The sequence below is a fragment of the Mycobacterium sp. NGS39 genome, from assembly GCF_059812765.1.
On record NZ_JCALDH010000004.1, the window covers coordinates 72,417 to 97,293 of the forward strand.

The 24,877-nt window shown below is 66.7% G+C and carries 25 protein-coding genes; 15 read left to right on the plus strand and 10 right to left on the minus strand.

Annotated elements, in window-relative coordinates; all coding sequences use genetic code 11:
• Positions 1–134 precede the first annotated feature (134 nt).
• On the plus strand, positions 135–638 hold the full coding sequence (locus AC5Y39_RS07165) for a hypothetical protein (protein ID WP_500016936.1): 504 nt from the start codon (positions 135–137) through the stop codon (positions 636–638).
• Positions 639–689: 51 nt separating this feature from the next.
• Here AC5Y39_RS07165 and AC5Y39_RS07170 read toward each other — a convergent pair whose 3' ends face one another.
• The 4 genes from AC5Y39_RS07170 to AC5Y39_RS07185 form a co-directional block, all read right to left on the minus strand.
• A complete protein-coding gene (locus AC5Y39_RS07170) occupies positions 690–1,070 on the minus strand; it encodes a hypothetical protein (RefSeq protein ID WP_500016934.1) in 381 nt (126 codons plus the stop codon).
• An 84-nt stretch (positions 1,071–1,154) separates the two neighbouring features.
• Entirely contained in the window at positions 1,155–2,987 is a 1,833-nt protein-coding gene (locus AC5Y39_RS07175; protein ID WP_500016932.1) for an AMP-dependent synthetase/ligase, read from the minus strand.
• A 79-nt stretch (positions 2,988–3,066) separates the two neighbouring features.
• The gene (locus tag AC5Y39_RS07180; protein ID WP_500016930.1) at positions 3,067–3,552 is read right to left on the minus strand and encodes a TspO/MBR family protein; all 486 of its coding nucleotides are present in this window, start codon (positions 3,550–3,552) and stop codon (positions 3,067–3,069) included.
• A 149-nt stretch (positions 3,553–3,701) separates the two neighbouring features.
• The gene (locus AC5Y39_RS07185; RefSeq protein WP_500016928.1) at positions 3,702–3,962 is read right to left on the minus strand and encodes a hypothetical protein; all 261 of its coding nucleotides are present in this window, start codon (positions 3,960–3,962) and stop codon (positions 3,702–3,704) included.
• 97 nt (positions 3,963–4,059) lie between these two features.
• Here AC5Y39_RS07185 and AC5Y39_RS07190 point away from each other — a divergent pair, with 97 nt between their 5' ends.
• From AC5Y39_RS07190 to AC5Y39_RS07200, 3 genes are all read left to right on the plus strand, one after another.
• Complete coding sequence (locus tag AC5Y39_RS07190) at positions 4,060–5,586, plus strand: phytoene desaturase family protein (protein WP_500016926.1); 1,527 nt, start codon at positions 4,060–4,062, stop codon at positions 5,584–5,586.
• A 79-nt stretch (positions 5,587–5,665) separates the two neighbouring features.
• Entirely contained in the window at positions 5,666–6,976 is a 1,311-nt protein-coding gene (locus AC5Y39_RS07195; protein WP_500017093.1) for an NAD(P)/FAD-dependent oxidoreductase, read from the plus strand.
• 5 nt (positions 6,977–6,981) lie between these two features.
• Positions 6,982–7,704 (plus strand): nuclear transport factor 2 family protein, encoded by a 723-nt coding sequence (locus AC5Y39_RS07200; RefSeq protein ID WP_500016924.1) that lies wholly within the window; start codon positions 6,982–6,984, stop codon positions 7,702–7,704.
• Here AC5Y39_RS07200 and AC5Y39_RS07205 read toward each other — a convergent pair.
• Together AC5Y39_RS07205 and AC5Y39_RS07210 are read right to left on the minus strand one after the other, a co-directional pair.
• Positions 7,688–8,797, minus strand: a complete 1,110-nt coding sequence (locus tag AC5Y39_RS07205) for a PDR/VanB family oxidoreductase (RefSeq protein WP_500016922.1) — start codon at positions 8,795–8,797, stop codon at positions 7,688–7,690. The two genes, AC5Y39_RS07200 and AC5Y39_RS07205, sit on opposite strands and share 17 nt — an antisense overlap.
• A complete protein-coding gene (locus AC5Y39_RS07210; protein WP_500016920.1) occupies positions 8,797–9,696 on the minus strand; it encodes a metal-dependent hydrolase in 900 nt (299 codons plus the stop codon). The genes AC5Y39_RS07205 and AC5Y39_RS07210 overlap by 1 nt, the downstream gene beginning before the upstream one ends.
• Before the next feature lie 66 nt (positions 9,697–9,762).
• Between AC5Y39_RS07210 and AC5Y39_RS07215 the strand changes: the two genes are divergently transcribed.
• The 3 genes from AC5Y39_RS07215 (at position 9,763) to AC5Y39_RS07225 (ending at position 11,558) form a co-directional block, all read left to right on the plus strand.
• Positions 9,763–10,608 carry a lysophospholipid acyltransferase family protein gene (locus AC5Y39_RS07215; protein ID WP_500048196.1) on the plus strand — a complete coding sequence of 282 codons (846 nt, stop codon included), beginning with the start codon at positions 9,763–9,765 and terminating at the stop codon, positions 10,606–10,608.
• Positions 10,609–10,625: 17 nt separating this feature from the next.
• Positions 10,626–11,060, plus strand: a complete 435-nt coding sequence (locus tag AC5Y39_RS07220; RefSeq protein ID WP_500016916.1) for an SRPBCC family protein — start codon at positions 10,626–10,628, stop codon at positions 11,058–11,060.
• A gap of 78 nt (positions 11,061–11,138) precedes the next feature.
• Positions 11,139–11,558, plus strand: coding sequence for a ChaB family protein (locus AC5Y39_RS07225; protein ID WP_500016914.1), 420 nt, complete (start codon positions 11,139–11,141; stop codon positions 11,556–11,558).
• On the opposite strand, the gene AC5Y39_RS07230 is transcribed toward AC5Y39_RS07225, so the two are convergent.
• The 4 genes from AC5Y39_RS07230 to malQ are packed head-to-tail and all read right to left on the minus strand — an operon-like array spanning position 11,555 to position 16,345.
• A complete protein-coding gene (locus AC5Y39_RS07230) occupies positions 11,555–12,874 on the minus strand; it encodes an MFS transporter (RefSeq protein ID WP_500016912.1) in 1,320 nt (439 codons plus the stop codon). The two genes, AC5Y39_RS07225 and AC5Y39_RS07230, sit on opposite strands and share 4 nt — an antisense overlap.
• Positions 12,875–12,876: 2 nt before the next feature.
• On the minus strand, positions 12,877–13,332 hold the full coding sequence (locus AC5Y39_RS07235) for a nuclear transport factor 2 family protein (RefSeq protein WP_500016910.1): 456 nt from the start codon (positions 13,330–13,332) through the stop codon (positions 12,877–12,879).
• Entirely contained in the window at positions 13,329–14,210 is an 882-nt protein-coding gene (locus AC5Y39_RS07240; RefSeq protein ID WP_500016908.1) for an LLM class F420-dependent oxidoreductase, read from the minus strand. Before AC5Y39_RS07240 ends, AC5Y39_RS07235 begins: the two co-directional genes overlap by 4 nt.
• Positions 14,207–16,345, minus strand: a complete 2,139-nt coding sequence (gene malQ / locus AC5Y39_RS07245; RefSeq protein WP_500016906.1) for a 4-alpha-glucanotransferase — start codon at positions 16,343–16,345, stop codon at positions 14,207–14,209. The genes AC5Y39_RS07240 and malQ overlap by 4 nt, the downstream gene beginning before the upstream one ends.
• A 42-nt stretch (positions 16,346–16,387) precedes the next feature.
• Here malQ and AC5Y39_RS07250 point away from each other — a divergent pair, with 42 nt between their 5' ends.
• The 8 genes from AC5Y39_RS07250 to AC5Y39_RS07285 all read left to right on the plus strand — a co-directional run bounded on the left by AC5Y39_RS07250 (position 16,388) and on the right by AC5Y39_RS07285 (position 24,859).
• The gene (locus tag AC5Y39_RS07250; RefSeq protein WP_500016904.1) at positions 16,388–17,572 is read left to right on the plus strand and encodes an MFS transporter; all 1,185 of its coding nucleotides are present in this window, start codon (positions 16,388–16,390) and stop codon (positions 17,570–17,572) included.
• A 101-nt stretch (positions 17,573–17,673) separates the two neighbouring features.
• Positions 17,674–19,212 carry a carboxylesterase/lipase family protein gene (locus tag AC5Y39_RS07255; protein ID WP_500016902.1) on the plus strand — a complete coding sequence of 513 codons (1,539 nt, stop codon included), beginning with the start codon at positions 17,674–17,676 and terminating at the stop codon, positions 19,210–19,212.
• A gap of 87 nt (positions 19,213–19,299) precedes the next feature.
• Positions 19,300–20,196: a sterol desaturase family protein gene (locus AC5Y39_RS07260; RefSeq protein WP_500017091.1), complete on the plus strand. Its 897-nt coding sequence runs from the start codon at positions 19,300–19,302 to the stop codon at positions 20,194–20,196.
• A gap of 40 nt (positions 20,197–20,236) precedes the next feature.
• Positions 20,237–20,788 (plus strand): cation:proton antiporter regulatory subunit, encoded by a 552-nt coding sequence (locus tag AC5Y39_RS07265; RefSeq protein ID WP_500016900.1) that lies wholly within the window; start codon positions 20,237–20,239, stop codon positions 20,786–20,788.
• Positions 20,789–20,791: 3 nt separating this feature from the next.
• Positions 20,792–21,937 (plus strand): cation:proton antiporter, encoded by a 1,146-nt coding sequence (locus AC5Y39_RS07270; protein ID WP_500016898.1) that lies wholly within the window; start codon positions 20,792–20,794, stop codon positions 21,935–21,937.
• A gap of 195 nt (positions 21,938–22,132) precedes the next feature.
• A complete protein-coding gene (locus AC5Y39_RS07275) occupies positions 22,133–22,819 on the plus strand; it encodes an Rv1815 family serine proteinase (RefSeq protein ID WP_500017089.1) in 687 nt (228 codons plus the stop codon).
• Between the two features lie 52 nt (positions 22,820–22,871).
• Positions 22,872–23,372, plus strand: a complete 501-nt coding sequence (locus tag AC5Y39_RS07280; protein WP_500016896.1) for a VOC family protein — start codon at positions 22,872–22,874, stop codon at positions 23,370–23,372.
• Positions 23,369–24,859: an FAD-binding protein gene (locus AC5Y39_RS07285; RefSeq protein WP_500016894.1), complete on the plus strand. Its 1,491-nt coding sequence runs from the start codon at positions 23,369–23,371 to the stop codon at positions 24,857–24,859. The genes AC5Y39_RS07280 and AC5Y39_RS07285 overlap by 4 nt, the downstream gene beginning before the upstream one ends.
• Positions 24,860–24,877 lie beyond the last annotated feature (18 nt).

Below are 24,877 nucleotides of genomic sequence, written 5' to 3' on the forward strand. Positions count from 1 at the left end.
GACCGCGTTCGTCCTCGAGTGTGATGCCTACGAAGCGGTTGTACGGTAACTCCGGCGCCATTTGTGCGTTTATCCACGCGGTTGTCGTCAATACTTGCCAGGGTGGGGCGTGGCGACCAGGAAGGATTCTCCCGATGCGACAGCTCACGCGGTTCAGCGCCTTCATGGCAACGGCGATCATTGTGACCACCTCAGCGGCGGTGCTGCCATCCGGTACGCCCCGCGCAGCGGCCGACGACGGCACGCGGTACATGCCGTTGAGCTCGGTTCTGCGGCGGTGTGATTGGACCAACGAGCCCTATGTGCCCTCAGACAGCAAGGGGTCGGCATACGCGCTGCTGTCTCGAAGCGGCAACACGGTGTCAGCTGAGGTGCACCTGCTCGCGGTGAATCCTGACATTTGGTACGGCGTGCGTCTGGTCGAGGTGCCGCGTCCGGGCATCAGCTGCGGTGCCGGCGAACCCGGGGTCGGCGTGGGCCGCATCTACACCGACGGGGCCGGCAACGGCACCGCGACCGTCTCGGCACCTGTCATGGATGGCGCGACGGGCGCATGGGTGTCGGTGGAGGGGCCGCTGGGCATCTCCACTCAGCTGAGCGGCGACTTCCGAACGTCGGACTACATCGCGCCGATCTAACCCGGCCAACGAAACCTGTTGCGGCGCAAGCTGTTCGAGTTCAGTGCGTTGCTACACCCATTGCTGCCAGCCGAACTGGGCGGTGCACACGAGCGCGATCCCGTCGGGTGACTGTGCCGCTGCGCCACGCGGGTTTTCGCACGGCTCGCCGATGTTGTGCACGCCGTACAGCGGATACGAGATCACCCAGAAGCCCGTGTCGACCGGCGGCCACTGGTTGGGAATCCAGTGGCACTGCATCGCCTCACCGCCACGGCCCCGCCCGAAGATGTAACGCTCCCAGCTGTAGCACGGGGCATTGAGGGCGGCGTCATACGACATGCCGGGCACGTCGCCGTCATAGCGTCCGGATGGGTCGTCGGCGGCTGCCGCGGGCGCCGTGGCGATGACGGCGGCCGTGCCCGCGATGGCGGCAAGTAGCTGACGATTCATTTCCCCACCCTCCCGTCGTTTCCGGGGCAAAGCCTAACCGGTGGCGTCGGCGCCACAAGGACTTCTTGCAAGACTGATCGGCGCTCAGCGGTAGAGGCCGTCGATCAGCTCCCTGTTGTGCTCGGCCACTACGTTGCGCTTGACCTTCAGCGATGGGGTGAGTTCACCGCGCTCCACCGACAGGTCGTGGTCCAGCAGCGCCCACTTCTTGATCGTCTCCCAGCGGTTGAGCTCGGCGTTGAGCTTCTTGACGTACTCGTCGACCAGCGCGTGCACTTCCGGCGTCTGGACCAGTTCGGCGTACGACTTGCCGGTCATCCCGCGGTCGGCCGCCCACCCGGAAAGGCTGTCCGGATCCAGGGAGATCAGCGCGACGCAGTAGTTGCGGGCTTCCCCGAAGACCAGGAACTGGCTGGCGTAGGGGCACATCGCGATGAACTTCGCTTCGATCGCCGGCGGCACGATGTACTTACCGCCTGAGGTTTTGAACATGTCCTTGATCCGGCCCGTGATCCGCAGGAACCCCTCGGAGTCCAGCTCACCCTTGTCTCCGCTGCGAAGCCAGCCGTCTTCGGTGAACGCGCCGGCGCTCGCGTCGGGCAAGTTGTGGTAGCCGGCCATCACTTCCGGACCGTTGATCTGCACTTCCCCCTCGTCGCTGATGCGCACCTGGGTGCCGTCGAACGGCAACCCGACGGTACCGAGCTTGTAGTTGTCGGGGCGGTTGATGAAACCGCCACCCGCGGTCTCGGTGAGGCCGTAGCCCTCGAGGATCAGTAAGCCCGCAGCGTGGAACCATTCGGCGATCTCACGGTTGAGCGGCGCGGAACCGGACACGAAGAACCGGATGCGGCCGCCGAATGCCTGCCGCACCTTGCTGAACACCAATCGGTCGAACAGCTTGTGCTGCAGAGCCATTGGTAACGGAACGGATTTGTTCTGGCGACGCCGGCGGTCGACCTCGACGCCGACGGCGAAGGCCGTTTTGAAGAGCTTCTCTTTCACCCCGCCCTGGTCCTGCTGGGCGGTGACGATGCGGGCGTGCGCCTTCTCGAAAATCCTCGGCGCAGCGGCCATGAAGGTGGGCTTGACGGCGGCGGTGTTTTCCATGATCTTGTCGACGCGTCCGTCGACAGCGCTGACGAAGCCGCACGCCAGTTGCGCAGATACCAGCACCTTGCCGAACGAGTGGGCCAGCGGCAGCCACAGCAGCTGTATGTCGTCTTCGCCCAGCAGGCCCATTTCCGCGACGGCCATCCCGTGGTACACCCACGCTTTGTGTTGCAGCCGAACGCCTTTCGGCTTGCCCGTGGTTCCGGACGTGTAGATCAACGTCGCGAGCCGGTCGGGCGTGATCGCGTCGACGGCGTCGCGGACTGACTCGGGGTGCTCGGCCAGATGCTTGGCGCCCAGTTCGGCCAGCTCGTCGAGAGTGATCACCCAGTCGCCGTCGCCTCGGTCTTGTTCCGGGGCTTCTGAGGCGTCGAATACCACCACCTTGGTGACGCCGGGCAGATCGGCACGACGCTCCGTCAGCTTGGCCAGCTGCTCGGCGTTCTCCGTGAAGACCACCTTCGATTCGGAGTCGGACAGGATGTAGGCGGTGTCGGCGGCGTTGGTGTTCGCATACACGGTCGTGGTGGCTGCGCCTGTACACATGACAGCGAGATCGGCGAGTATCCATTCGTATCTGGTGCTGGAAGCGATGCCCACGCGCTGCTCGGGTTCCACGCCGAGTGCCAGCAGCCCCGCCGCCAGCGATTCCACCCGGTCGGCTGCCTGCCGCCAGCTGACCGACACCCAATTGCCGGCCTCGAAGTAGCGGAATGCCTCCTTGTCGGGCGAACGTTCGACGCGCTGGAGAAACAGCGCCGCGAGACTGGATGCGGTGTGAACGGGGGATGTGGTGGTCGCCATCGTTTCCTCGCCTCGTTGCATACGGAGGGCGGGACGGACGCCACCCTCTCCGATCATCATTGTGGTCGTATCGAGCCGGTCATCGTCGGCGGTTGAGCATCCAGATGCGGGTGGACAGCAGCGTGGCGAAGGCACACCACAACGGATAGGCGGCCAGTGCCAGCCCACGGGGGCCGAGCGTTCCAACGGTGCGTCGAGTCAGATCCGCGCTGCTGGCGGTCAGCGCCGCGGCCGCCAAAGCCGATGCGCCGAGCTGGCGGCGGGTGAAGAAGAGCCAGCTCCAGCTGCCGTTCAGCACGAGGTTGGCGGCCAACGCGACGACATATCCGCGTGCCTCCTCGGAACGTCCCTGATCGCGCAGGCCGTCGATGGTCGACGCCGATGCGACTGCGATGTCGGCGTAGAGAACCGGCCACACCACGGGGAAGACCTGCCGCGGCGGCTGGAAGCCAGGCTTTTTCAACCGCCGGTACCAGAAGGACTCCGCGGGCCGGCTGGCCAAGCCGCCCAGTGTCGCGGTCGCGGCGACCGCCGCCGATGTCGCGGCCAGTGTCATCGCGCGCATAGTGCAACCTTCCCAGTCCCAAATCTGCCAGATGTTCGAAGTTTGCGCGGGGAGTTCCCTACGCGTGCAATTGCTAATCCTGGCTCGGCTGCGGGCGACGTCTATCACCGAATAGCCAAGCGGCCCAACGGGTCACGACGATGCGTGAGTCAGTTACGCCAGCGGGGCGGGGCGAGCACGATCGATATCCCGCCGTCGTCGCACAGCCAGTCCTCTTCGCAGGGGTACGGGTAATACGGACCTGCCGAGGGTGCCGGTGCTCCCGACGGGCCGGTGACTGTGCCCTGCGCGCACACCGTGACGCCGCCGCTAGTGGTGCAGTCGGCTGCCGCCGGCGGCGCACACATCACCCCGGCCGCTGCGGCGGCGGCCAGCATTCCGGTCGTGAGGTGGCGCCTCAGTGTGAACACAGCGGGTCCAGCGTAGCCCCGTGGGCCTATGTGCGGGCCGCTTCCGGCAGTCGGCGAGAATGACGACGATGGCAACACTGCGCTTTGGTACGGCGTGATGAGCAGCCGACGCGACGTCGTGGTCGTGGGCTCGGGTCCCAACGGTCTGGCCGCAGCGGCGATCTGCGCCGCAGCCGGACTATCGGTCGAGGTCTTGGAGGCCCAGACGCAGCCCGGCGGTGGCTGCCGGACGGTCGAGCTCGATCTCGAGGTGCCGCTGCGTCATGACTTGTGCTCGGCAGTGCACCCGCTGGCCGCTGCATCCGAGTTCTTCCAGCGGTTCGATCTTGCCGGGCGCGGCGTCACGTTAGCCCAGCCGGAGGCGGCGTATGCCCACCCGATGGACGGCGGTCGCGCCGCGATCGCATATCGCAGCCTCGATCGCACGGTCGACGAACTCGGGGGAGAAGACGGCCGGTTGTTCAGGCGGGTGATGGCACCGCTCGTCGACGCCGTGCAGGCGGTTCGTGACATCGCACTGTCGGACTTCCGGAGCGTGCCCGCCGCGGCCCTGAGGCCGCGCGGATTGCTTGCGGCCGTCTCGCTGGCAGCGCGGGCGCTGCAACTGGGGACACCGCTGTGGGAGCGGATGACCAACGCCGAACTGTGCGGCGCCCTGGTCACAGGGGTTGAGGCACACGCCAATACGTTGATCCCGTCGGTCGCCGGCGGTGGAGCGGCGATGCTGCTGGGTGCGCTCGCCCACACCCACGGCTGGCCGATTCCGGTGGGCGGGAGCCAGTCGATCGCCGACGCGCTGATCGCGGACATCTCGGCGCGAGGCGGTGTGGTCAGCTGTGGTCGTCGTATCCGGCGCGCCGAGGATCTGCCGGATGCCCGGGTGTACCTGTTCGACACATCGCCGTGGACCCTCGTCGACGTGTTCGGCGAGCGCCTGGGGTCGCGATACCGGGCGGCCGTGCAGAAGTTCCGCCCCGGAAGCGGCGTGGCGAAGGTGGATTTCGTTGTGTCGGAAGAGATCCCATGGACCGACCCGCGGGTGGGTTCGGCTGGGACGGTGCACATCGGCGGAAGCCGCGCGCAGATGGCGCAGGCCGAGCGCGATACCGCCGCGGGCCGGCACAGCGAAACTCCGATGGTGCTGTTGAGCCATCCGACGGTGGCCGACCCGACGCGGCGGGCGCAGGGCGGTCAGTCGCCCCTGTGGACCTACGCGCACGTGCCGAACGGCTCGACGCGTGACATGACCGAGACCGTGACCGCGCAGATCGAACGTTTCGCGCCGGGGTTCCGCGACATCGTCGTGGCATCGCGCTGCATCCCGGCCAGCGAGATGTCGCGGCACAACGAGAACTACGTCGGCGGCGACATCGCCGTCGGCCAGGTTTCGATGTACCGGATGGTGGCCCGGCCGGTGCCGCGTTGGGACCCCTACCGGACCCCGATCGACAACGTCTACCTGTGCTCGGCGGCGACACCACCTGGTCCCGGAGTGCATGGGATGTGCGGCATGAACGTCGCCCGTCGAGTCCTGAGACGCCACTTCGGCATTCGGAACCTGTCGGATCTGCACCTTGGGCCAACGAAACCGCAGCAACCCAGAAGCGGTTCGACGACGCCATGAATTGGCGCGCCTCGCGGTGGGTACATGAGACCGCATGGCAAATCACACGGGGACGACACAGCTGAATTCCGTTCCGCAGATGAAATCCGTCGTGGTCGTCGGCAGCGGATTCACGGGTTTCGAATGTGCGCGCCGACTCGCCCGCCAGATGCGCAGGCGAAACGCCCCCGTGACGGTGACCCTGATCTCGCCGATCGACTACATGCTCTACACCCCCCTGCTGCCTGACGTGGCGGGCGGCGTGGTGGACGCACGCTTCGTGACGATCCCGCTGGCCGGCATGCTCAAAGGGGCCCGCGCTCTGCGCGGCCGCGTCGACGAGGTGGACCTCAAGGGCCACACGCTGACATTCACCGATCCCGAACAGCGGTCGCGCAGCATGTCGTGGGACCGCCTGGTGCTCGCCCCCGGATCGGTGACCCGCCTGTTCGACATCCCCGGCTTGGCCACCCACGCCAGAGGCCTGAAGTCCACCGCGGAGGCGCTGTACCTGCGTGACCATGTGCTCGAGCAATTCGAGCTGGCCTGCCTCGACGAGGACAAGAACCTGGCTCAGTCGCGCCGCACGATCGTGGTGGTCGGCGCCTCGTATTCGGGGACGGAACTCGTAGCGCAATTGCGTGCGCTCGCCGACGCCGCAGCCAAGCAGATGGGATTCGACCCCGCGTCGGTGAAGTTCCTGTTGCTCGACCTCGCCGAGCAGGTGATGCCGGAGGTGGGGGAACGGCTTGGCCAAGCCGCCATGGACGTGCTGCGCAGTCGCGGCATCGACATCCAGCTGGGTAAGACGTTGAAGGAAGTGCATGCTGATCACGTTGTGTTGAGCGACGGTTCGGTGGTAGGCACCCGCACAGTGGCCTGGCTGACCGGTGTGACGGCCGCCCCGCTGATCGAGCAGCTCGGCCTGCCCACCGAGAAGGGCAGGCTCAAAGTGCAGGCCGACCTGCAGGTCCCCGGCCATCCGGACGTCTTCGCGGGCGGTGACGCCGCCGCGGTGCCGGATCTCACGCAACCCGGAAAGATCACTCCGCCCACCGCGCAGCACGCCATTCGCCAGGGAAAAACGTTGGCACGCAATGTAGCTGCCAGCCTCGGCTATGGCACGAAGAAGGATTACCGGCACCGCAACATGGGTCTGGTCGTCGACCTGGGCCCCCGCTACGCCGTCGCCAACCCGCTTAACATCCACATTTCCGGATATCCGGCGAAGCTGGTCACCCGCGGCTATCACCTGTATGCCATGCCGCGGTTCGTCAACCGGTGGGCGGTGGCGCTGGCGTATCTAACCGACGCGATGTTCCCGCGAACGATCGTCTCGATCGGGCTCGCGTCGGAGGCGGATGCGGAATTCTCAGCCAGTCAAGGCATTCCGCTGCCCAAGGCCAACTGAGCAAGATGGAACCGTCCGGCGACGAGTTGCTTGCCGCCGTCGAAGCATCGCCGCGGGCAGCGGGCGCACATGACCGCGCTCAGTGGATTGGGCTGTTCACCGCCGACGGGCGCGTCGAGGATCCGGTCGGAACTCAACCTCACGTCGGGCACCGCCAGATCGGCCGCTTCTACGACACGTTCATCGGACCGCGGCAGATCACATTCCACCCTGATGTCGACATCGTCTCCGGCACCACGGTGGTACGTGATCTCACACTCGAAGTGGTGATGGGTCGCGGAGTGCGGCTGATGGTGCCCACGGTCATCCGCTACGACCTGCAGCCCGGTGAATCCGGCTGGCTTATTGCCAGTTTGCGGGCCTACTGGGAACTCTCGGCGATGATCGGTCAATTCCTGCGCCAAGGCGTGAACGCAGTGCCGATCGGACTGCAGCTCGCTGCGGCGCTGCTGCGCAACCAAGGGGTGGCTGGCACGGCGCGTTACGCGGGGGGACTTCGCAGTGTGGGCAATGGGGGCAAGCGGCTCGTCGAACAGGCGCTGATCGACGGCAGCCTGCAACCGGATCTGCGAAACTGCCACGTGCACAGGTTGATTGCCTCCGGTTCGGCGGTAGTGGCGTCGGTGGGCACCCCGGCCGGACGTGCCGTCGTGTTCGCCGACGTGGATCCGCGCACGGCCGCGATCGGCTCGGTCGAGTGCTTCACGCCCCCTACAACTCGAGGGTGAGCATCTCTCCTTTGGGTGCGCGCGAGACGCAGACGAGCATCGTGCCGGCCTGCCGCTCAGGTTCGGTGAGCAGCGTGTCGCGGTGGTCCACGCGACCGGCGAGCGCCCGGGTGCGACAGGTTCCGCAGAATCCCTGCTGACACGAGTACGGCGCGCCCACCCCGCAGCGCTGCAACGCCGACAACAGCGTCTCCTGCGCGCCGACGTCAACCACCGCGCCGGTGGATCGGATGCGCACCGAGAATTCCTCGCCGTCGACCACGGGAGGCGCGGCGAATCGCTCGAAATGCAGTTCGACACCGTCGCGGCCGGCCAGCCGACTGCGAATCGCGGTGAGCAACGGCGCCGGCCCGCACGCGTAAACCGCTGTGCCGTCTAAACATTCGCCCAAGAGTTCGTCGGCAGCCGGCAGCCCGTGCACGTCGTCGGTGCGGATCCGCACCCGGTCGCCGTATTGCGACACCTCGTCGACGAAGGGCAGACTGTCAGCGCTTCGGCCCACGTAGATCATCGACCACTCGACATCCAGGCGCTGCACGTGGCGCAACATCGACAAAATCGGCGTGATGCCGATACCACCGGCAATGAACCGCAACCTGGTTGCGGGTGAGCCATGACCGGGGATGACCAGCGGGAAGGCATTGCGGGGCCCGGCGGTGGTGACGGTGGATCCGACCACGAGTGCGTCGTGCACCTCGACGGAGCCGCCGCCACCGTCAGGGATGCGGCGCACGGCAATGCGGTAGGTCTGGCGGTCGCGGGGATCGCCGCACAGCGAGTACTGACGGACCCGGCCGCTGGGCAGGTGGATGTCGATGTGTGCGCCCGGGTACCACCGCGGCAGCGGCGCGTCGTCCGCAGCGGCCAGTGTCAGTGCTACGACGTTCTCGTCGTGAGCTACCACTTGCCGGTCCGCTACTCGCAGGGGGCGCATACGGTCGCGCTCCGGCGGTGCCGGCGGCCGGCGGAGAGCGCCGGTGAGGCCCCACACTCCGGACACGATCACGTTGGCCAATCCCAGCAGCGGGTCGTGTCTGGTGCGGCCGGAGGCGCTTGCCGGCACGTCGGCGACGCGAAACCCCAAGCGAGCCATCAGAGGTGGGCAGCCCGCGCGGCCGGCGAACTCGCCAGGTAGGCGACCGCTTGCGCGGTGGACCCCATTTTCTCGGGTGTGAAGCCCGGTCGCAGATAGTCAAAAGTGTTGCTGCCGAAGAGCTTTCGGTAGCGGGGCAGCAGGCCGTGTTTGGAGTCGAGATAGCGCAGCTTCTGCATCCGCAGCCATCCGAAGTCCAGCTGCGGGTCGGTTTTGACCAGATACCACGAGACCCGCTGGAACATCACGAACATGAATGTGGACGCCATGAGCATCGCGCCGACACGGTCGAGGTAGCTGTCGCTGAAGTAGGTGGCGACGTCGTGGGCGACGTTGCGGTGCTCCACCTCCTCGGCGCCGTGCCAGCGGAACAAGTCCACGAACGTGGGGTGCGCACCGAAGTCCTCCCACGCGTTGTTCAAGGCAAAGTCGCCGAGCACCGCGGTGTAGTGCTCGAGCGCCGCGATGAACCACAACCGGTCGCACAGCTGGTTGTGCCGGCGCTTCGGTTCGGTGGCAGTCGACGCGCCGAGCACTTTGGAGAACGCGTATTCGACTTGATCGAGCACCGGCTTGGGGTCGAAGCCGCGCGCCTCCATGAACTCGTGTAGGGCCTGCTCGTGGATGTCGGCGTGAATGGCCTCCTGGCCGATGAAACCGCGCATGTCGTCGGCGAGCTTGGGGTCCTTGACCAGCGGAAGAGCCTCGTTGTACGTCGCGACGAACCATCGTTCCGCCGCGGGCAGCACGACGTTGAGGATGCCGACCATGTCCGAGGCGACGGGATGCCCCGGTATCCAGTGCAGCGGAATGTCGGAGAAGTCGAAGTGCACTTTGCGGGGCTGGATCTGCACCGGCCCGGGATCGACCTCGCGCTCGCATCGTTGCGGTCGCAGCATGACCGAAGTCTACGGTCGTGCGCACATCGATGTTTCGTTTGCGCGGTCGATGTCAATATGTCGGGCATGCCCGGAGTTGGCGACGTTCTGCAGTGGGCGCGGGAGCAGGTGACCTCGCGCGTGCCGAAAGCTGATCTGGACCAGCGCGACCCCGATTACATCCGCGACCAGTTGCCCGGCTTGTGGTTGTTGGCGTCGGTGTATTTCCGGGCCGACGTGCGGGGGCTGGACCGGATCCCGGCGGAGGGGCCGGTGCTGCTGGTGGGCAACCACAGCGGCGGCAACCTGCCGCCTGACACGTTTGTGTTCACGCTGGCGTTCTCGTCGTACTTCGGCGTCGAGCGGCCGTTCTACCAGCTGGCGCACAACCTCGTCGTGTCCATGCCCGGACTGGGCTCGCTGCGCAAGTTCGGCACCGTCGCCGCAAACCACGACAATGCGCTGCTGGCCTTGCAGTCGGGGGCCGCGCTGCTGGTGTATACCGGCGGCGATTACGAGGTGTTCCGACCGTCGTGGGAGCGCCATCGCGTCGACTTCGGCGGCCGCAAAGGCTATGTCCGCCTGGCCCGGGAGGCCGGCGTCCCGATCGTGCCGATCGCGAGCGTCGGCGGTCAGGAGGCGGCGCTGTTTCTCGACCGCGGGCAGTGGCTCGCCAAGTTGCTGATGGTCGACAAGGTGGCACGGCTCAAGAGCGTGCCGATTCTGCTGGCGCCGCCATGGGGTCTGGTGGTCAGCGACATGATCCCGCGGCTGCCGCTGCCGTCGAAGATCGTCATCGAGGTGCAGGACCCGATCGACGCCGCCGACATCCAGTCCGCCGACGACGACACGATCAACGACAAAGTCCTGGGCAGCCTGCAGGCCGGTGTGGATCGGTTGGCTGCCGAACGACGCTTCCCGCTGATCGGCTGACAGGTGAGAGTGCACGAATGAGGGTTCAACGCCGCTGCGTCATCGACGCGAACCGCGACGACGTCTGGAAGGTCGTCAGCGATCCGGACTGCTATCCGAGGTTCATGGCGAATCTCGCCCGCTGGGAGACCGTTACCGACGGCTCGGTGCGGGTGGGCGCTCGCTACACCGTCCATTGGAAGATCGGCTCGGTACCGGTCGGTGGGCTGATCGAGGTGGTGGAGTTCGACGAGCCGCGCGATCTGGCGTTCATCGGCATCACGGGGATAAACCTGCGGGGCCGAATCCGGTTGCGCGACACCGCCGATGGGCGGACGAAGGTGATCTTCCGGCTGTCCTACCAGGCCCCCGGCGGACTTCTCGGCCTGATCGCGGACCACCTCGCCACCCGGCAAGTGGGCCGGACGCTGTCGGCCACGCTGAAGAACCTGAAGGACCTCGTCGAGTCCTAGGTGCTTCAGGGCTGGTTTTAGGGCTTTCGCAGGCTGGGTAAGCGACTTCGAGGTGTACATCACCAAAGGAGTTTGACGATGCCCAAGACCACCAAGAGCGGAAGCGCAAAGAAAAGCGAACTGCCGAGCACGTTGCAGAAGTCGCCGGCCAAGGCACAGCGGACGTTCGCCAAGGCGCACGACGCCGCGGCCAAAGAATACGGGGAAGGCGAGCGCGCACATCGCGTCGCCTACAGCGCACTCAAGCACAGCTTCGAGAAGGTCGGTGACCACTGGGAGCCCAAGAGCAAGAAGGGCCCGTCGGATCAGCGCGCGAAGAGCGGCGGACCGAACGCAAAAGGCGAGACGGCCGAAGGCGTCGATGCGAATGCCAGCAAGAAGCATTTGATGGAGGTTGCCCGCCGGCTGGATGTTTCTGGCCGATCGTCGATGAACAAAGAAGAACTGGTTTCGGCGATCAAGAAGGCCAACCGGCGCGAGTCGGCGCGCAAGCGTTAACCGCGGGTCTCGATTGTCGGTTCGCCATGCGGCGGCCCGGTGGCCGGCGGTTCGGCGTGCGGCGGTTCGAAGCCCTCGATCAGATAGCGCCACTGGTCCGGCGTAAGAGCGCGACGAGCCTTGCGCCGGGTGATCAAGATGCCGACGACCGCCAGCGTCCACACGCCGTACTGAACCGTCCAGGCCAGGCGGAACGACGCGAACGAGTAGCCGCCTGCCGCACCGATGATGAGGCCCATGATCTGCATCACCACCAGCGATGCCAAGAAGCCGCCCATGTTGACCATCCCCTGAGCGGTGCCCAGCGTCGCCCGGGGATTGAACGTGCGTGCAAAGTCGAAGCCCACCATCGAACCTGGGCCGCCAACCGAGATCACGACTACCAACAAAGTCAGCAGCCATAGTGGTGCGCGGTGCGGAAGTGCAAGCACCACAGTCCATATCGCCACGTTGCTGGCGATGATCGTCAGCACCATCCATGACCGGCGCAGCGGGTAGCGCGCCGTCAACACCCCGAGCACCACACCGGCGACGATGGCGGTGACCACGGACAGCGACAACAGTGCGCCCGCCGTCTCTGTTGAAACCCCCTGCGCTGCAGTCAGGTACGGGACACCCCACATCAACGCAAACACGGTGACCGAGAATTGCGTGCCCATGTGGGTGAAGAAGCCCAGCCGGGTGCCGGGCCGCAGCCACACCGTTTTGACGCTGGCAAGGGTGGCGCGGAAGTCGGTCTTCTCGTCACGAGCGATCGCCCCCTCGGGGGTGTCGCGCACCAGCGCGAGCGTCAGCGCAAGCGACAGCAGCCCGAACGCCGCGACGGCAACGTATGCAGCGGTCCAGCCGGAGTGCAGCATCAGCGCGAGGAACGGCAGCGCCGACAGCACCTGTCCCAGCTGCCCGCAGATGCCGGTCAATTGCGTGACGAGCGGAACCCGCCGCGGGGCAAACCAGTGTGGTACCAGTCGCAGCACCGAGATGAACGTCAACGCGTCGCCCAGGCCGAGCACGGCGCGCGCAGCGATCGCCGCGGGCAGCGCGGTGGAGAAGGCGAGCGTGAGCTGTCCGGCCGCCATCAGCCCGGCGCCGGTGGCGATGAGTGTCTTGGAGCCGAGCTTGTCGAGCAACACACCGGCGGGAACCTGCGCGGTCGCATACACCACCACCTGAAGCACGACGAACGTCGACAGCACTCCCGGGCTGGCGCCGAAACGGTCGGCGGCTTGCAGCCCGGACACTCCCAACGTCGTGCGGTCGAGCACCGCGACGATGTAGCCCAGTAGTCCCACGGACCAGACAATCCAGGCGCGCATCGTCATGTCCCCTTCGGCCGCAACCGCCGGACCGGCCGCGTCTCGATTGCATCGATCGTCAGCGTGCGGCTGCGGAATCGCCATCCGGCGTCGGTTCGAACGTACTCGTCGTCGTATTGCAGATACCACACGGCGTCCGAGAACTCGTCGCCGACTCTGGTGAAGTGGTGTGCGATGCACCCGATGCGGCCGTGCGCGTTTGTCATTGCGGCCGTGTAGGTTTCGCCGACGATCGCGTGCACGGTCCGCTCGACCCGCTCGACTGCTCTGACCGCTGCTTGGATCTCGGCATAGCCGCGGTGGACGACCGCCGGTTCCAGCACTTTCGGCGGATCTGGCACCGTGAACGTCGCGTCTTCAGCGAACAGTGCGACGACGTCGTCGAACCGGCGGTCGTCGATACCGGCGGCGTACCGGTGCACCAGCTGGGAGAGCGCGAGCTGGTCGGCTGAGTTCACGGCGCCAGCCCGAGGCGCTGCGCGCACGCCGACAGAAGGTCCTTGGCGTCGTCGAGCTCGCCAACCGGCGGCATGGCGAGCACGACGCGAACCGCGCCGAGTTCGGCCAACTTGTCCGCTCGCTCGCGGTCGATCTTCTCGACGAGGTGACCGAGGGACAGCTCGAGCGCTGACCGATCGCGTCCGGCGTCTGCCGCCGCCCGACGCATGACGTCCACCAGTTCCTGCAGCGCCGGGCCGGTCACGCCCAGCGGCTGGAAACCGTCGCCGAGCCGGCCCGCGCGCTTGGCCGCGGCGATGCTGTGACCGCCGACGTGGATCGGAAAGTGTTCACCCCGCAGCGGTTTCGGGTAGCAGGCAATGTCGCGGAATCGGAAGAATTCGCCGCTGTGCGTGGCATCCGCAGGGCGATTGGCCCACAGCAACCGCATCACCTCGATCTGTTCGTCGGCGCGCCGCCCCCGACTACTGAACGGCGCACCGCACGCCTCGACCTCTTCGCGCAACCAACCCACCCCGACGCAGAGCCGCAGCCGGCCGCCAGAAAGCGCATCGACCGTCGCAACCCGTTTGGCCAGCACGACGGGATGGTGGTTGGGCAGCACCAGCACACCGGTGGCCAAACCCAGCGTCGTGGTGCGACCGGCGATGAACCCAAGTAGTTCAAGGGGATCCGGTACCGGGCAGTCTGCAGCCAGTCCGACCTTTCCCGACGGGTCGTAGGGGTAGCGGCTGTCGTAGGAGGTCGCGAGAACCGTGTGCTCGACGGCCACGATCTCGTCAAAACCGCATGCTTCGACATGACGGGCGAAGTCTGTGATCCATGCCGGGTCGGCGGTCACCCCGGCGTCGACTGGAGCGATGACGGCGTATTTCATGTGGCTTCAGCCTCCACCGCGACGCGCATGGCGCCGGCCAGCGTCGCGGCACGCTGATCACGGAACACGTCCTCCAGCAGCATCTTCCGGCCTTTCGGGCCGGCGAGCGGTACGCGCCAGTTCGGGTACTCGTCCGTGGTTCCGGGCTGGTTCTGGGTGCGCCGGTCTCCGACGGCGTCGCTGAGCGACAGTGCCAGTAGTTTCGAGGGGGTGCGCGCCAGATAACGGTGCAGGGCCAGCACGGTGTCGTCGACATCGGCGCCGTCGTGGAGCAACCCAGCGCGGCGGAGCTCTTCCAACCACGCCTGCTGCTCGGCGCGATCGCTTTGCAGCTCCTCCTCGAACGACCGGGTGAGCAGACCGAGCCGATCGCGCAGCCGGACATGTTCGCCGGCAAGGTATCCGGCTGTTGGCGGCAGGTCGTGGGTGGTGACCGAGGACAGGCAGTATTCTCGCCACCGCTCGGCCGGAAGCGGACCGCCGTCGCCGTCGTGGTCCATCTCGAACCACAAGATCGACGTACCGAAGATTCCCCGCTCGCGCAGATAGTCACGCACCCACGGTTCCACCGTGCCGAGGTCTTCGCCAACTACCAGCGCTTCGGCGCGATGCGCCTCCAGCGCCAGCACGCCGACCATCGCTTCGTGGTCGTAGTAAACGTACGTGCCGTCAGTTGGCTTGGCGCCCTGAGGAATCCACCACATCCGGAACAGGCCGATGATGTGGTCGATGCGCACTCCGCCCGCGTGCCGCAGCACCGCATTGACCATGGATCGGAATGGCTGATACTCATGCGCGGCCAACGCGTCCGGTCGCCACGGCGGCTGAGACCAGTCTTGGCCCTGCTGGTTGAACGCATCCGGGGGCGCCCCGGCGGTGACACCGAGCGCCAGCACATCCTGCAGAGCCCAAGAGTCGGCCCCGCTCGGATGCACGCCGACCGCGAGGTCATGCATGACGCCCAGCGCCATCCCGGCTTGGCGAGTGTGGGCCTGGGCGATCATCAGCTGATCGTCGAGTTGCCATTGCAACCAACGGTGAAAGTCGACGTCGGCGGCGTGCTCCTCGGCGAAGACCGCCACACCTGAGGCCTCGGGATGCTGCAGATCGTGGGGCCATTGACGCCAGTCACTGCCGTACGTCTCGGCAAGTGCACACCAGATGGCGAAGTCGTCCAGCGCGCGACCCTCCCGTCGGCGGTACGCCGCATAGGCGAGGTCGCGTCCCGGGGAGCGTGGCACCCGGTAGATCTCTTCGAGCGCTGCGCGCTTCGCGGCCCAAGCCGCGTCACGATCGATCGAGTCGATCCGTTTGGCGCCGCTTTGGACGTCGTCGTGCAGTTTGCGGATCCGACGCCGACGGCGGATGTAGGCGAACTCCGGAATTGCTTCGACGCGCAGGTAGATGGGATTGACGAAGCGACGCGATGTCGGCAAATACGGCGAGGGCTCCATCGGCGCCGTAGGTGCGGCGGCATGCAGGGGATTGACCAGCACGTAGCCCGCGTGGTGCTGCGAAGCTGCCCACACGGCGAGATCCGTCAGATCGGTCAGATCGCCTATGCCCCAGGATCTTTTGGAGCGAACGCTGTACAGCTGCGTGGCCAACCCCCAGGTGCGCCGCGATCCCAGTCGTTCCGGGACGGTCAGGCTGGCCGGCGTGACGATCACCGCGGCGCCGTCGGACGAACCGGCGTCGTCGAGGTGCAGCCGGTGGTATCCCAGCGGCAGGTCAGCAGGCAGCTCGAAGGTTGCTTCGCCGACAAGCCGGCCGTCCAGGTCGTACGGCGAGGTGAAGTTGTCGAGTTGGCGCAACCCGGCACGTATTGTGCCGTCCTCCAGACGAATCCACGGCCGGGCCGGGTCTCCGTGGGTGACGTGCAACCAGAACGGCGTCGGTGTTCCGGCCCGCATGACGATCACTGGCGGCAGTGGGCGAGACCAGTACGTGCGGTCGTGGTCGCGAAGCGCGGCGCGGCGCTGCTCTTCGGTGTCTGCGACCACATCGAGTGCGGCGAGGACTGCCACGACCGTCTGCTCCGGCACCACCACCCGGCGGCCGCTGGCGTCCTCGTATTCGGTGGCAACGCGATAGCGTGCGGCCAGCTCGGCGAGTGATGACTGCTGCGAGGTCATGGTGGCCATCTTTGCCGACGCGGTGGCGGGTAGTCTCCGCAGATGCGGACCGGGCGGCTCGCAGCGTCGCAGGATCGGCGCGCGCGGGTCGCGGTCGCTGCACTGTTTTTGACCAACGGCGCGCTGTTCGCGAATCTGCTGCCGCGGTATCCGGAGATCAAGGCTGACCTCGGGTTGTCCAACGCGATATACGGTGTCGCGGTCGCGGCCTTCTCGATCGGCGCGCTGGTAACCGGGCCGACGGCGGCGCCGCTCATCCGGCGTTTCCGCTCGGCGAGGGTGGCGGTGTGCGGGTCGGCGATGATCGCGTTGTTCGCCTGGCTGGCCGGAGTGGCGCCGACGGTGTGGACGTTCGCGGGCGCGCTGTTCGTCGCCGGCGGCGCCGACGCAGTGACTGACGTCGCACAGAACGCGCATGGCCTGCGGGTGCAACGACGGTATGGCCGGTCGATCATCAATTCGTTCCACGCGGTGTGGTCGGCCGGCGCGATTCTGGGGGGCGCGATGGGCGCAGCGGCGATCGCGTTGCACGTGCCGCGCGGCACCCATCTCGCGGTGTCGGCGGTGGTGTTCTCCGGAATCTGTGTCATCGCCTACCGATATCTACTGCCGGGACCGGACGATGCCGCTGCCGAAACTCGGTCCCCCCAGGGGGTGCGCGCGGGGACGCGGACGGCCACATACGCAGTGCTGGCGGTATTGGTTCTGATTGCGATCGCGGGCGCGGCAGTGGAGGACGCGGGCAGCTCGTGGGCCACGCTGTTCATGCGGGAGTTGGGTGCGCCCGGTGCGCTCGCCGTGTCGGGCTACATAGCGGCGGTGGGATCGCAGCTCGTCGGCCGGTTGCTGGGTGATCGGCTGGTCGACCGGTTCGGGCAGCGCACGGTCGCCCGCACGGGCGGGGCGATTGCGGCGTTGGGCATGGGAGCCGCGCTGGCACATCCGAACCAACTGGCAGTGATCGGGGGGTTCGCCGCCGCGGGGTTCGGCGCGGCGACATTGGTTCCTGCGGCGATGCAGCGTGCCGATGAGCTTCCCGGCCTTCGGCATGGCACTGGCCTGACAGCGGTGACATGGCTGATGCGGGTCGGATTCGTCTGCGCCCCAATGGTGGTCGGAAGTATCGCGGACGCCTTCAGCTTGCGCGCCGGCCTGCTGACTGTTCCGGTGGCCGGCATCGTCGTGATCGGGCTTGCCGGGGTACTTTCAGACGGCCGCCGACGCTAGCCGGAATCGTTCGTTTTTCAGCGCGGCGGCGGAAAGTTAGGCCTGCTTAATACTTGCGGGTAACATGGGGGCCAACCCCTCGTGAACAGGACTCATCAAGCATGACCACCAGCACAGTCGTCGAGACGACGTACGGCGCAGTCCGCGGCGTCGATCTAGGCGACGTCACAGCCTGGAAGGGCATCCGCTACGCGGCACCGCCGAGTGGCGATCTGCGCTGGCAGGCGCCGCAGCCGCCGGCGAAATGGACCGACGTCGCCGATGCCAGCCGATTCGGCCCGGTATGCCCTCAGCCGCCCGTGCCGATCCTGCCGTTCGATCTCGGCGCACCGGAGGGCGAAGACTGTTTGTCGCTGAACATCTGGGCGCCCAACCAGCCGGGCGACAACAAGCCGGTCATGGTGTGGGTGCATGGCGGGGCGTACATCCTCGGGTCCAGCAGCCAGCCGATGTACGACGGAAGCGTGCTCGCCTCGAGCGGCAACACGATCGTCGTCACCGTCAACTATCGTCTCGGCGCGTTCGGTTTCCTCGACCCGTCCACCTTCCGAAGCGCGCGCCGTCGATACGACACCAATGTCGGTCTGCGCGACGTCATTTTCGCGTTGCACTGGGTGCGCGACAACATCGCCGCATTCGGCGGCGACCCGAACCGAGTCACGCTCTTCGGCGAATCGGCCGGCGGGGGAGTGGTGACCACGCTGATGACCAGCCCCCACACGGAGGGCCTGTTCGCCGGTGCAATCGCCCAAAGTTCGCCCGCCACAACGGTTTACGATACTGAGCGGGCTGGACGGGTAGCCGGCATGCTGTTGGATCGGCTCGGCATCGCGCACGCCGACATCGACCGGCTGGTCGACGTTCCGGCCCGTGCTCTGGTCAGGGCGTCGCAAGCGGTGTTCGACGCCGTTCCCGCACAGACGCCAGGCACGGTTGCCTTCGCGCCGATCGTCGACGGCGACGTCGTCCCTGACTATCCGGTGAAGCTCGCCCGCGAGGGACGCTCACACCCGGTACCGCTGATCATCGGCACCAACAAGCACGAGGCCGCGCTGTTCAAGTGGATGAAGTCGCCGTTGATGCCGATCACCCCTCCGGCGATCAAGGCCATGTTCGCCGAAATCGCCGCAGAGCAGCCGGATGTGGTGCTGCCGACCGAAGAGCAGATCGGCGCAACCTACGCCGGGATGCGCGTGAAAGCGCGCGGGATGGGACTCGCCAGCGACATCGGCTTCCGGATGCCGTCCGTCTGGTTCGCAGAAGGGCACAGCGCGGTGGCCCCGGCCTATCTGTATCGCTTCGACTTCGCCACGCCGATGATGCGGCTGCTGCGCATGGGCGCGGCGCATGCCACCGAATTGCCTTACGTCTGGGGCAATCTCGTGCAGGGCCCGAAGGACCCCACCTTCAAGCTGGGCGGTCTGAAGGCCGGCAAGGCGGTGTCCGAACGCATGCGGACACGCTGGCTCAACTTCGCCGACCAGGGCAAGCCGGTTGGCCTGCCCGGCGAACCGGAATGGATTCCGTACCAGGAGCCCGACCGCGCCTGCTTGGTCATCGACCACGTCGACACCGTCGTGCACGACATCGACCGCCGCGCCCGCGAGATGTGGGGCGACAGAGTGCTCAACTTCCGGTAGCCCAGACCGGCCATCCGGCGCGGGTCTGCACCGTTAAGCTGGGCTGCGGAGGTGCCAGAAGTGGAGCGTATTGCGGCGATTCTCGACATGCTGCCGCCTCAGATGCGCGATCCCGTGCTGTTCGCGATCCCGTTTTTCTTGTTGCTGCTGATTCTCGAATGGACCGCAGCCCGCAAGCTCGAACACATCGAGGACCGCCCGGCTGCCGGTGCGTTTCACAGCCGCGACTCATGGGCCAGCATCTCGATGGGTCTGGTGTCCGTCGCAACCACAGCGGCTTGGAAATCGGTCGCGCTGCTGGGCTACGCGGCGATCTACGCGTACCTCGCGCCGTGGCATCTCTCGCCGCGTCAGTGGTACACGTGGGCGATCGCTCTGATTGGCGTGGACCTGCTGTATTACACCTATCACCGCATCGCCCACCGGGTCCGGCTGATCTGGGCCACCCATCAGGCGCATCACTCCAGCGAGTACTTCAACTTCGCCACCGCGCTGCGGCAGAAGTGGAACAACAGCGGCGAGATCCTAATGTGGATTCCCTTGCCGCTCTTGGGAATTCCGCCGTGGATGGTGTTCGCTAGTTTCTCGGTGAGTCTGATCTATCAGTTCTGGATCCACACCGAGCGCATCGGCAAGCTGTGGCCGCCCATCGAATTCGTGTTCAACACGCCGTCGCATCACCGTGTGCACCACGGTATGGACCCCGAGTACCTGGACAAGAACTATGGCGGCATCTTGATCGTGTGGGATCGGCTGTTCGGTTCCTTCCAGCCCGAGGTGTTCCGCCCGCACTACGGACTGACCAAGCCGGTCAACACGTACAACATCTGGACGCTGCAGACGCGCGAATACGTAGCGATGGCCCGCGACGTGCGCTCGGCGACCCGCTGGCGCGAACGACTCGGCTACATCTTCGGCCCGCCCGGGTGGCAGCCGCGCACTGAGCGCCCGCGCACCCTCGCCGCGTCCACCGTCGCGGCCTGAACCCGCATGCGACACCGCGAACTCGTCAAGGATTGACCGCATGGACGTCAAAGAAGTGCTCCTGCCCGGCGTGGGCTTGCGATACGAGTTCGACATCCGCGACGGCGACCGCATCGGCGTGATCGCGCGGCGGTCCGGCGGCTTCGAGGTCGTGGTGTACGGCCGCGACGACCCCGACGAGGCCCGCCCGGTGTTCCGGCTCACCGAGGACGAAGCCGAGGCGCTGGCCCAGATTCTCGGCGCGCCTCGGATCGCCGAACGGTTCGCCGACCTGACCCGCGAAGTGCCGGGCCTCAATGCGGGCCAGGTCGAGATCAGTGCGCACAGCCCATTCGTCGACCACCCGCTCGGCGACACCAAAGCCCGCACCCGCACGGGTGCCTCGATCGTGGCCATCGTGCGCGACGACGAGGTGCTGGCTTCACCGGGGCCCGCGGAGACGCTGCGCAGCGGCGACGTGCTCGTGGTGATCGGCACCGAGGAGGGCATCGCCGGCGTCGAGAACATCGTCGACCAAGGTCACGCGACCGGTGGCAATGCTGCGCCCCCACCGACCGGCCTTCGCCCAGCCGGCCCGCCGGCCGAAGGCTGACGCGTGCAGGTTTCGGCGACGCTGCTGCTCGAGCTCGGCGTCATCCTCGCCGTGCTCACGATTCTCGGTGCGGCCGCCCGGCGCTACGCGCTGTCGCCGATCCCGCTCTACCTGGTCGCCGGGCTCGCGCTGGGCAACGGCGGCATCGTGCCTCTACCGGCGGCGGGTGAGTTCGTCACCGCCAGCGCGTCGATCGGTGTGGTGTTGCTGCTGCTGACTCTGGGGCTGGAATTCTCGATCACCGAATTCGCCAGCAGCCTGCGCCGCCATCTGCCGTCGGCGTGGGTCGACGTGGTGCTCAACGCGGCGCCCGGCGCGATAGCCGGATGGCTGTTGGGGCTCAACGGCGTCGGCATCATCGCGATGGCCGGCATCACCTACATCTCGTCGTCGGGCGTGATCGCGCGGCTGCTCAACGATCTGCGCCGACTCGGTAACCGCGAGACGCCGGCGGTGCTGTCCGTGCTTGTCCTGGAGGACTTCGCGATGGCCGCGTACCTGCCGCTGTTGGCGGTTTTGGCGGCGGGCGGCTCGTGGTGGGCGGCGCTGCTGGGCATGGCGATCGCCATCGCCGTTGTGAGCGCGGCTTTCGCGGTGTCGTACTTCTGGGGCCACCATGTGGGTCGCCTGGTGGCCCACCCCGATTCCGAGCAGCTACTACTGCGGATCCTCGGCCTGACATTGATAGTCGCCGGGTTGGCGGAGTTCGTTCATGCGTCGGCGCCGGTCGGTGCGTTCCTGGTAGGGCTGACGTTGACCGGCCATACGGCCGACCGCGCCCGCGAGGTACTCAGCCCGCTTCGCGATCTGTTCGCCGCGATCTTTTTTCTTGCCATCGGCATCTCGATCGATCCGCAGGACCTGCTGCCGATGCTGCCGGTGGCGCTGGCCCTCGGCCTCGTGAGTGGCGTCACCAAGGTGGCAACCGGGATCTACGCGGCGCGACGGGAGGGCGTCGCCCGTCGCGGCCAGTTGCGCGCGGGCACGGCCCTGATCGCCCGCGGCGAGTTCTCGCTGGTGATCATCGGCCTGGTCAGCCAGACCATCGAAGCGGTGGCCTACGTGGCCACGACGTACGTGTTCGTCCTGGCGATCGTGGGGCCGATGCTGGCGCGCTTCGCAGGGCCGCGGACCGTGCCGGCGACATGACGGGCTGGCGCGCATCTCGGGAGTGTGAGAAGGCTAACGATGCAGCCTCGGACCGCGATATGCGGGGAGTACGGGCCGGAACAAGCGGGTAGCCGACCTCGTGCCCGGCGGTTCGCAAGAGCCGCCGGTAGTGTCCTCACGTGGCCGGACAGCTCGGCCGCCTCGATTGATCGGAGTTGGCGGGTGCAACAGATCATCGTGCGTGTTCTCAGTGTGCTCGCCACAGCGGCCGCCGCGATCGCGGCGCCCATGGCGCCGGCGCACGCGAGTCCCGTTCCGGTGTATCCGGGCATGGAGATCCGGCAGGACACCAACCTGTGCACGCTCGGATATGTCGAACCGACCCTGCGGATTGCGGTGACCGCCGGCCACTGCCGTGGCAGCGGCACCGTCACCGACAAGAGCGGCAACGTGATCGGATCCTTGTCGATGTACCGCGACAACACCCCCAACGGCGCGACGGTGTCCACCAACGATTCGATCAACGACTACGAAGGCATCATTCTGGCCGGCGATGTCTTGCCCAACAATGTGCTGCCGGGAGGCCGCGCGCTGGTCACCGATCCGGGCTTCGCCATCAATCCCGGCCAGGCCGTCTGCCACTTCGGCGTCGCCACCGGCGAGAGCTGCGGCACCGTCGAGGGGGTGTACAACGGCTGGTTCACGATGGGCCACGGCGTCGTCAGCCAGAAGGGCGACTCCGGGGGTCCCGTGTACGTTCTGGCCGACGACGGCCGCGCGGTGCTGGTCGGGTTGTTCAACAGCACGTGGGGCGACTATCCAGCGGCGGTGTTGTGGAACTCGATCCGCCAGCAGATCGCCGAGGACGTCAACGCGCCGTCGGCAACCGTCCAGCGGACGGCGTGGCAGCTGCAGCACTAACGAACTAGAACGTGTTCCACTTCGTCTCGCGGAGCACTATCCTGGCGAGACAATGAGTCTTGCTGTCCGAACACCTGTCCAGGTTGCCTGGGTCACCACCGGCCTCGACGCCACCGAGAACGCGCTGAACAGCCTGTTGGGCACCAAGAAGTGGGCGCGGATACCCGGAGTGCGATTCGGCCCCGACACCTGCACATACCGGGGCGAGCCCGCGGATTTCGTCGCCGATATCTCGTTGAGCTACGCCGGTGACCTCCAACTAGAGCTCATCGCACCGGTCTCTGGCGAGAGCATCTACACCGAATTCCTCCGCGACAGCGGCTCGGGCCTACACCACATCTGCATCGAAGCCGACGACGAGGCCGCCTTCGCCGCGGCGCTCGACGATGCTGAACGCGACGGTGCGCCGGTGGTGCTGCGCGGCGAGATGCCCGGCGGCATCCGCTTCGCGTACGTGTCGGCGCCCGCGGCCGGCGTGCCGTATCTGGAGATCGCGTGGATCCCCGCCGAAATTCGCGCGTTTTTCGACCAACTGAAGCAGGAGCAGCAGTGACCACGGAGATCCCGCCCACCCTTGCCGCCGCCGACGTAGAGGAATGGTCCGACGACGTCGACGTCGTGGTCATCGGATTCGGCATCGCCGGGGGAAGCGCAGCGGTGAGCGCCGCGGCCGACGGCGCGCGGGTGCTAGTTCTCGAGAAGGCGTCGGCAGCCGGCGGAACGTCCGCCATGGCCGGCGGCCACTTCTATCTCGGTGGTGGCACCGCCGTGCAGAAAGCGACGGGCCACGACGATTCACCCGAGGAGATGTACAAGTATCTGGTCGCGGTGTCGCGAGATCCCGAGCACGACAAGATCCGCGCGTACTGCGAGGGCAGTGTCGAGCACTTCAACTGGCTGGAAGACTTGGGCTTTCAGTTCGAGCGCAGCTTCTATCCCGGCAAGATCATCGTCCCGCCGAACACCGAAGGGCTGTCCTACACCGGCAACGAAAAGGTGTGGCCGTTCATCGAGCAAGCCAAGCCGGCTCCGCGTGGGCACTCTGTGCCGGTTCCCGGCGAACTGGGCGGCGCCGCGATGGTCATCGACCTGCTGGTGAAACGCGCCGACGAACTGGGCGTCGAGATCCGCTACGAGACCGGGGCGACCAACCTGATCGTCGACGACGACGGTGCGGTGGTCGGGGTGCGATGGAAGCATTTCGGCGAAACCGGTGCGGTGAAGGCGAATTCAGTGGTCATCGCCGCCGGCGGATTCGCGATGAACCATGACATGGTGGCGCAGTACACGCCCGCGCTCGGGCAGAAGCGACGCACCAAGCATCACGGCGAAGTGGAGCCCTACATTCTGGGCAACCCGAACGACGACGGGCTCGGCATCCGGCTGGGGGTGTCGGCCGGCGGAGTCGCCAAGAACATGGACCAGATGTTCATCACCGCGGCGGCCTACCCGCCCGAAATCCTGCTCACCGGGATCATCGTCAACAAGCTCGGCCAGCGGTTCGTCGCCGAGGACTCCTACCATTCGCGCACGTCGGCGTTCGTGATGGAGCAACCCGACGCCGAGGCGTACCTGATCGTCGACGAGGCCCATACGGAAATGCCGCCCATGCCGTTGATCCGGTTCATCGACGGCTGGGAGACCGTCGAGGAAATGGAACAGGCGCTGGGGATTCCGGAGGGCAATCTGGTTGCCACGCTGAACCGCTACAACGAGAACGCCGCCCGCGGCGAAGACCCCGACTTCCACAAACAACCGGAATACGTTGCGCCGCAAGACAAAGGACCGTGGGCAGCGTTCGACCTGTCGCTCGGCCGGGCCATGTATTCGGGGTTCACGATGGGAGGGCTCGCGGTTTCGATCGACGGCGAGGTGCTGCGTGACGACGGCAGCGTCGTCCGTGGGTTGTATGCGGCCGGCGCGTGCGCGTCGAACATCGCCCAGGACGGCAAGGGTTATGCCAGCGGCACGCAGCTGGGTGAGGGGTCGTTCTTCGGGCGCCGCGCCGGAACGCATGCTGCACAGCAGCGCAAGCGGTAGACGCGATCCGGCACGGCA

Bases quoted from the DNA above. Each gene is read 5' to 3' on its own strand.
- AC5Y39_RS07165 (WP_500016936.1), top strand. From the start codon at position 135: ATGCGACAGCTCACGCGGTTCAGCGCCTTCATGGCAACGGCGATCATT.
- AC5Y39_RS07170 (WP_500016934.1), bottom strand. From the start codon at position 1,070: ATGAATCGTCAGCTACTTGCCGCCATCGCGGGCACGGCCGCCGTCATC.
- AC5Y39_RS07175 (WP_500016932.1), bottom strand. From the start codon at position 2,987: ATGGCGACCACCACATCCCCCGTTCACACCGCATCCAGTCTCGCGGCG.
- AC5Y39_RS07180 (WP_500016930.1), bottom strand. From the start codon at position 3,552: ATGCGCGCGATGACACTGGCCGCGACATCGGCGGCGGTCGCCGCGACC.
- AC5Y39_RS07190 (WP_500016926.1), top strand. From the start codon at position 4,060: ATGAGCAGCCGACGCGACGTCGTGGTCGTGGGCTCGGGTCCCAACGGT.
- AC5Y39_RS07195 (WP_500017093.1), top strand. From the start codon at position 5,666: ATGAAATCCGTCGTGGTCGTCGGCAGCGGATTCACGGGTTTCGAATGT.
- AC5Y39_RS07200 (WP_500016924.1), top strand. From the start codon at position 6,982: ATGGAACCGTCCGGCGACGAGTTGCTTGCCGCCGTCGAAGCATCGCCG.
- AC5Y39_RS07205 (WP_500016922.1), bottom strand. From the start codon at position 8,797: ATGGCTCGCTTGGGGTTTCGCGTCGCCGACGTGCCGGCAAGCGCCTCC.
- AC5Y39_RS07210 (WP_500016920.1), bottom strand. From the start codon at position 9,696: ATGCTGCGACCGCAACGATGCGAGCGCGAGGTCGATCCCGGGCCGGTG.
- AC5Y39_RS07215 (WP_500048196.1), top strand. From the start codon at position 9,763: ATGCCCGGAGTTGGCGACGTTCTGCAGTGGGCGCGGGAGCAGGTGACC.
- AC5Y39_RS07220 (WP_500016916.1), top strand. From the start codon at position 10,626: ATGAGGGTTCAACGCCGCTGCGTCATCGACGCGAACCGCGACGACGTC.
- AC5Y39_RS07225 (WP_500016914.1), top strand. From the start codon at position 11,139: ATGCCCAAGACCACCAAGAGCGGAAGCGCAAAGAAAAGCGAACTGCCG.
- AC5Y39_RS07230 (WP_500016912.1), bottom strand. From the start codon at position 12,874: ATGCGCGCCTGGATTGTCTGGTCCGTGGGACTACTGGGCTACATCGTC.
- AC5Y39_RS07240 (WP_500016908.1), bottom strand. From the start codon at position 14,210: ATGAAATACGCCGTCATCGCTCCAGTCGACGCCGGGGTGACCGCCGAC.
- malQ (WP_500016906.1), bottom strand. From the start codon at position 16,345: ATGACCTCGCAGCAGTCATCACTCGCCGAGCTGGCCGCACGCTATCGC.
- AC5Y39_RS07250 (WP_500016904.1), top strand. From the start codon at position 16,388: ATGCGGACCGGGCGGCTCGCAGCGTCGCAGGATCGGCGCGCGCGGGTC.
- AC5Y39_RS07255 (WP_500016902.1), top strand. From the start codon at position 17,674: ATGACCACCAGCACAGTCGTCGAGACGACGTACGGCGCAGTCCGCGGC.
- AC5Y39_RS07260 (WP_500017091.1), top strand. From the start codon at position 19,300: ATGCTGCCGCCTCAGATGCGCGATCCCGTGCTGTTCGCGATCCCGTTT.
- AC5Y39_RS07265 (WP_500016900.1), top strand. From the start codon at position 20,237: ATGGACGTCAAAGAAGTGCTCCTGCCCGGCGTGGGCTTGCGATACGAG.
- AC5Y39_RS07280 (WP_500016896.1), top strand. From the start codon at position 22,872: ATGAGTCTTGCTGTCCGAACACCTGTCCAGGTTGCCTGGGTCACCACC.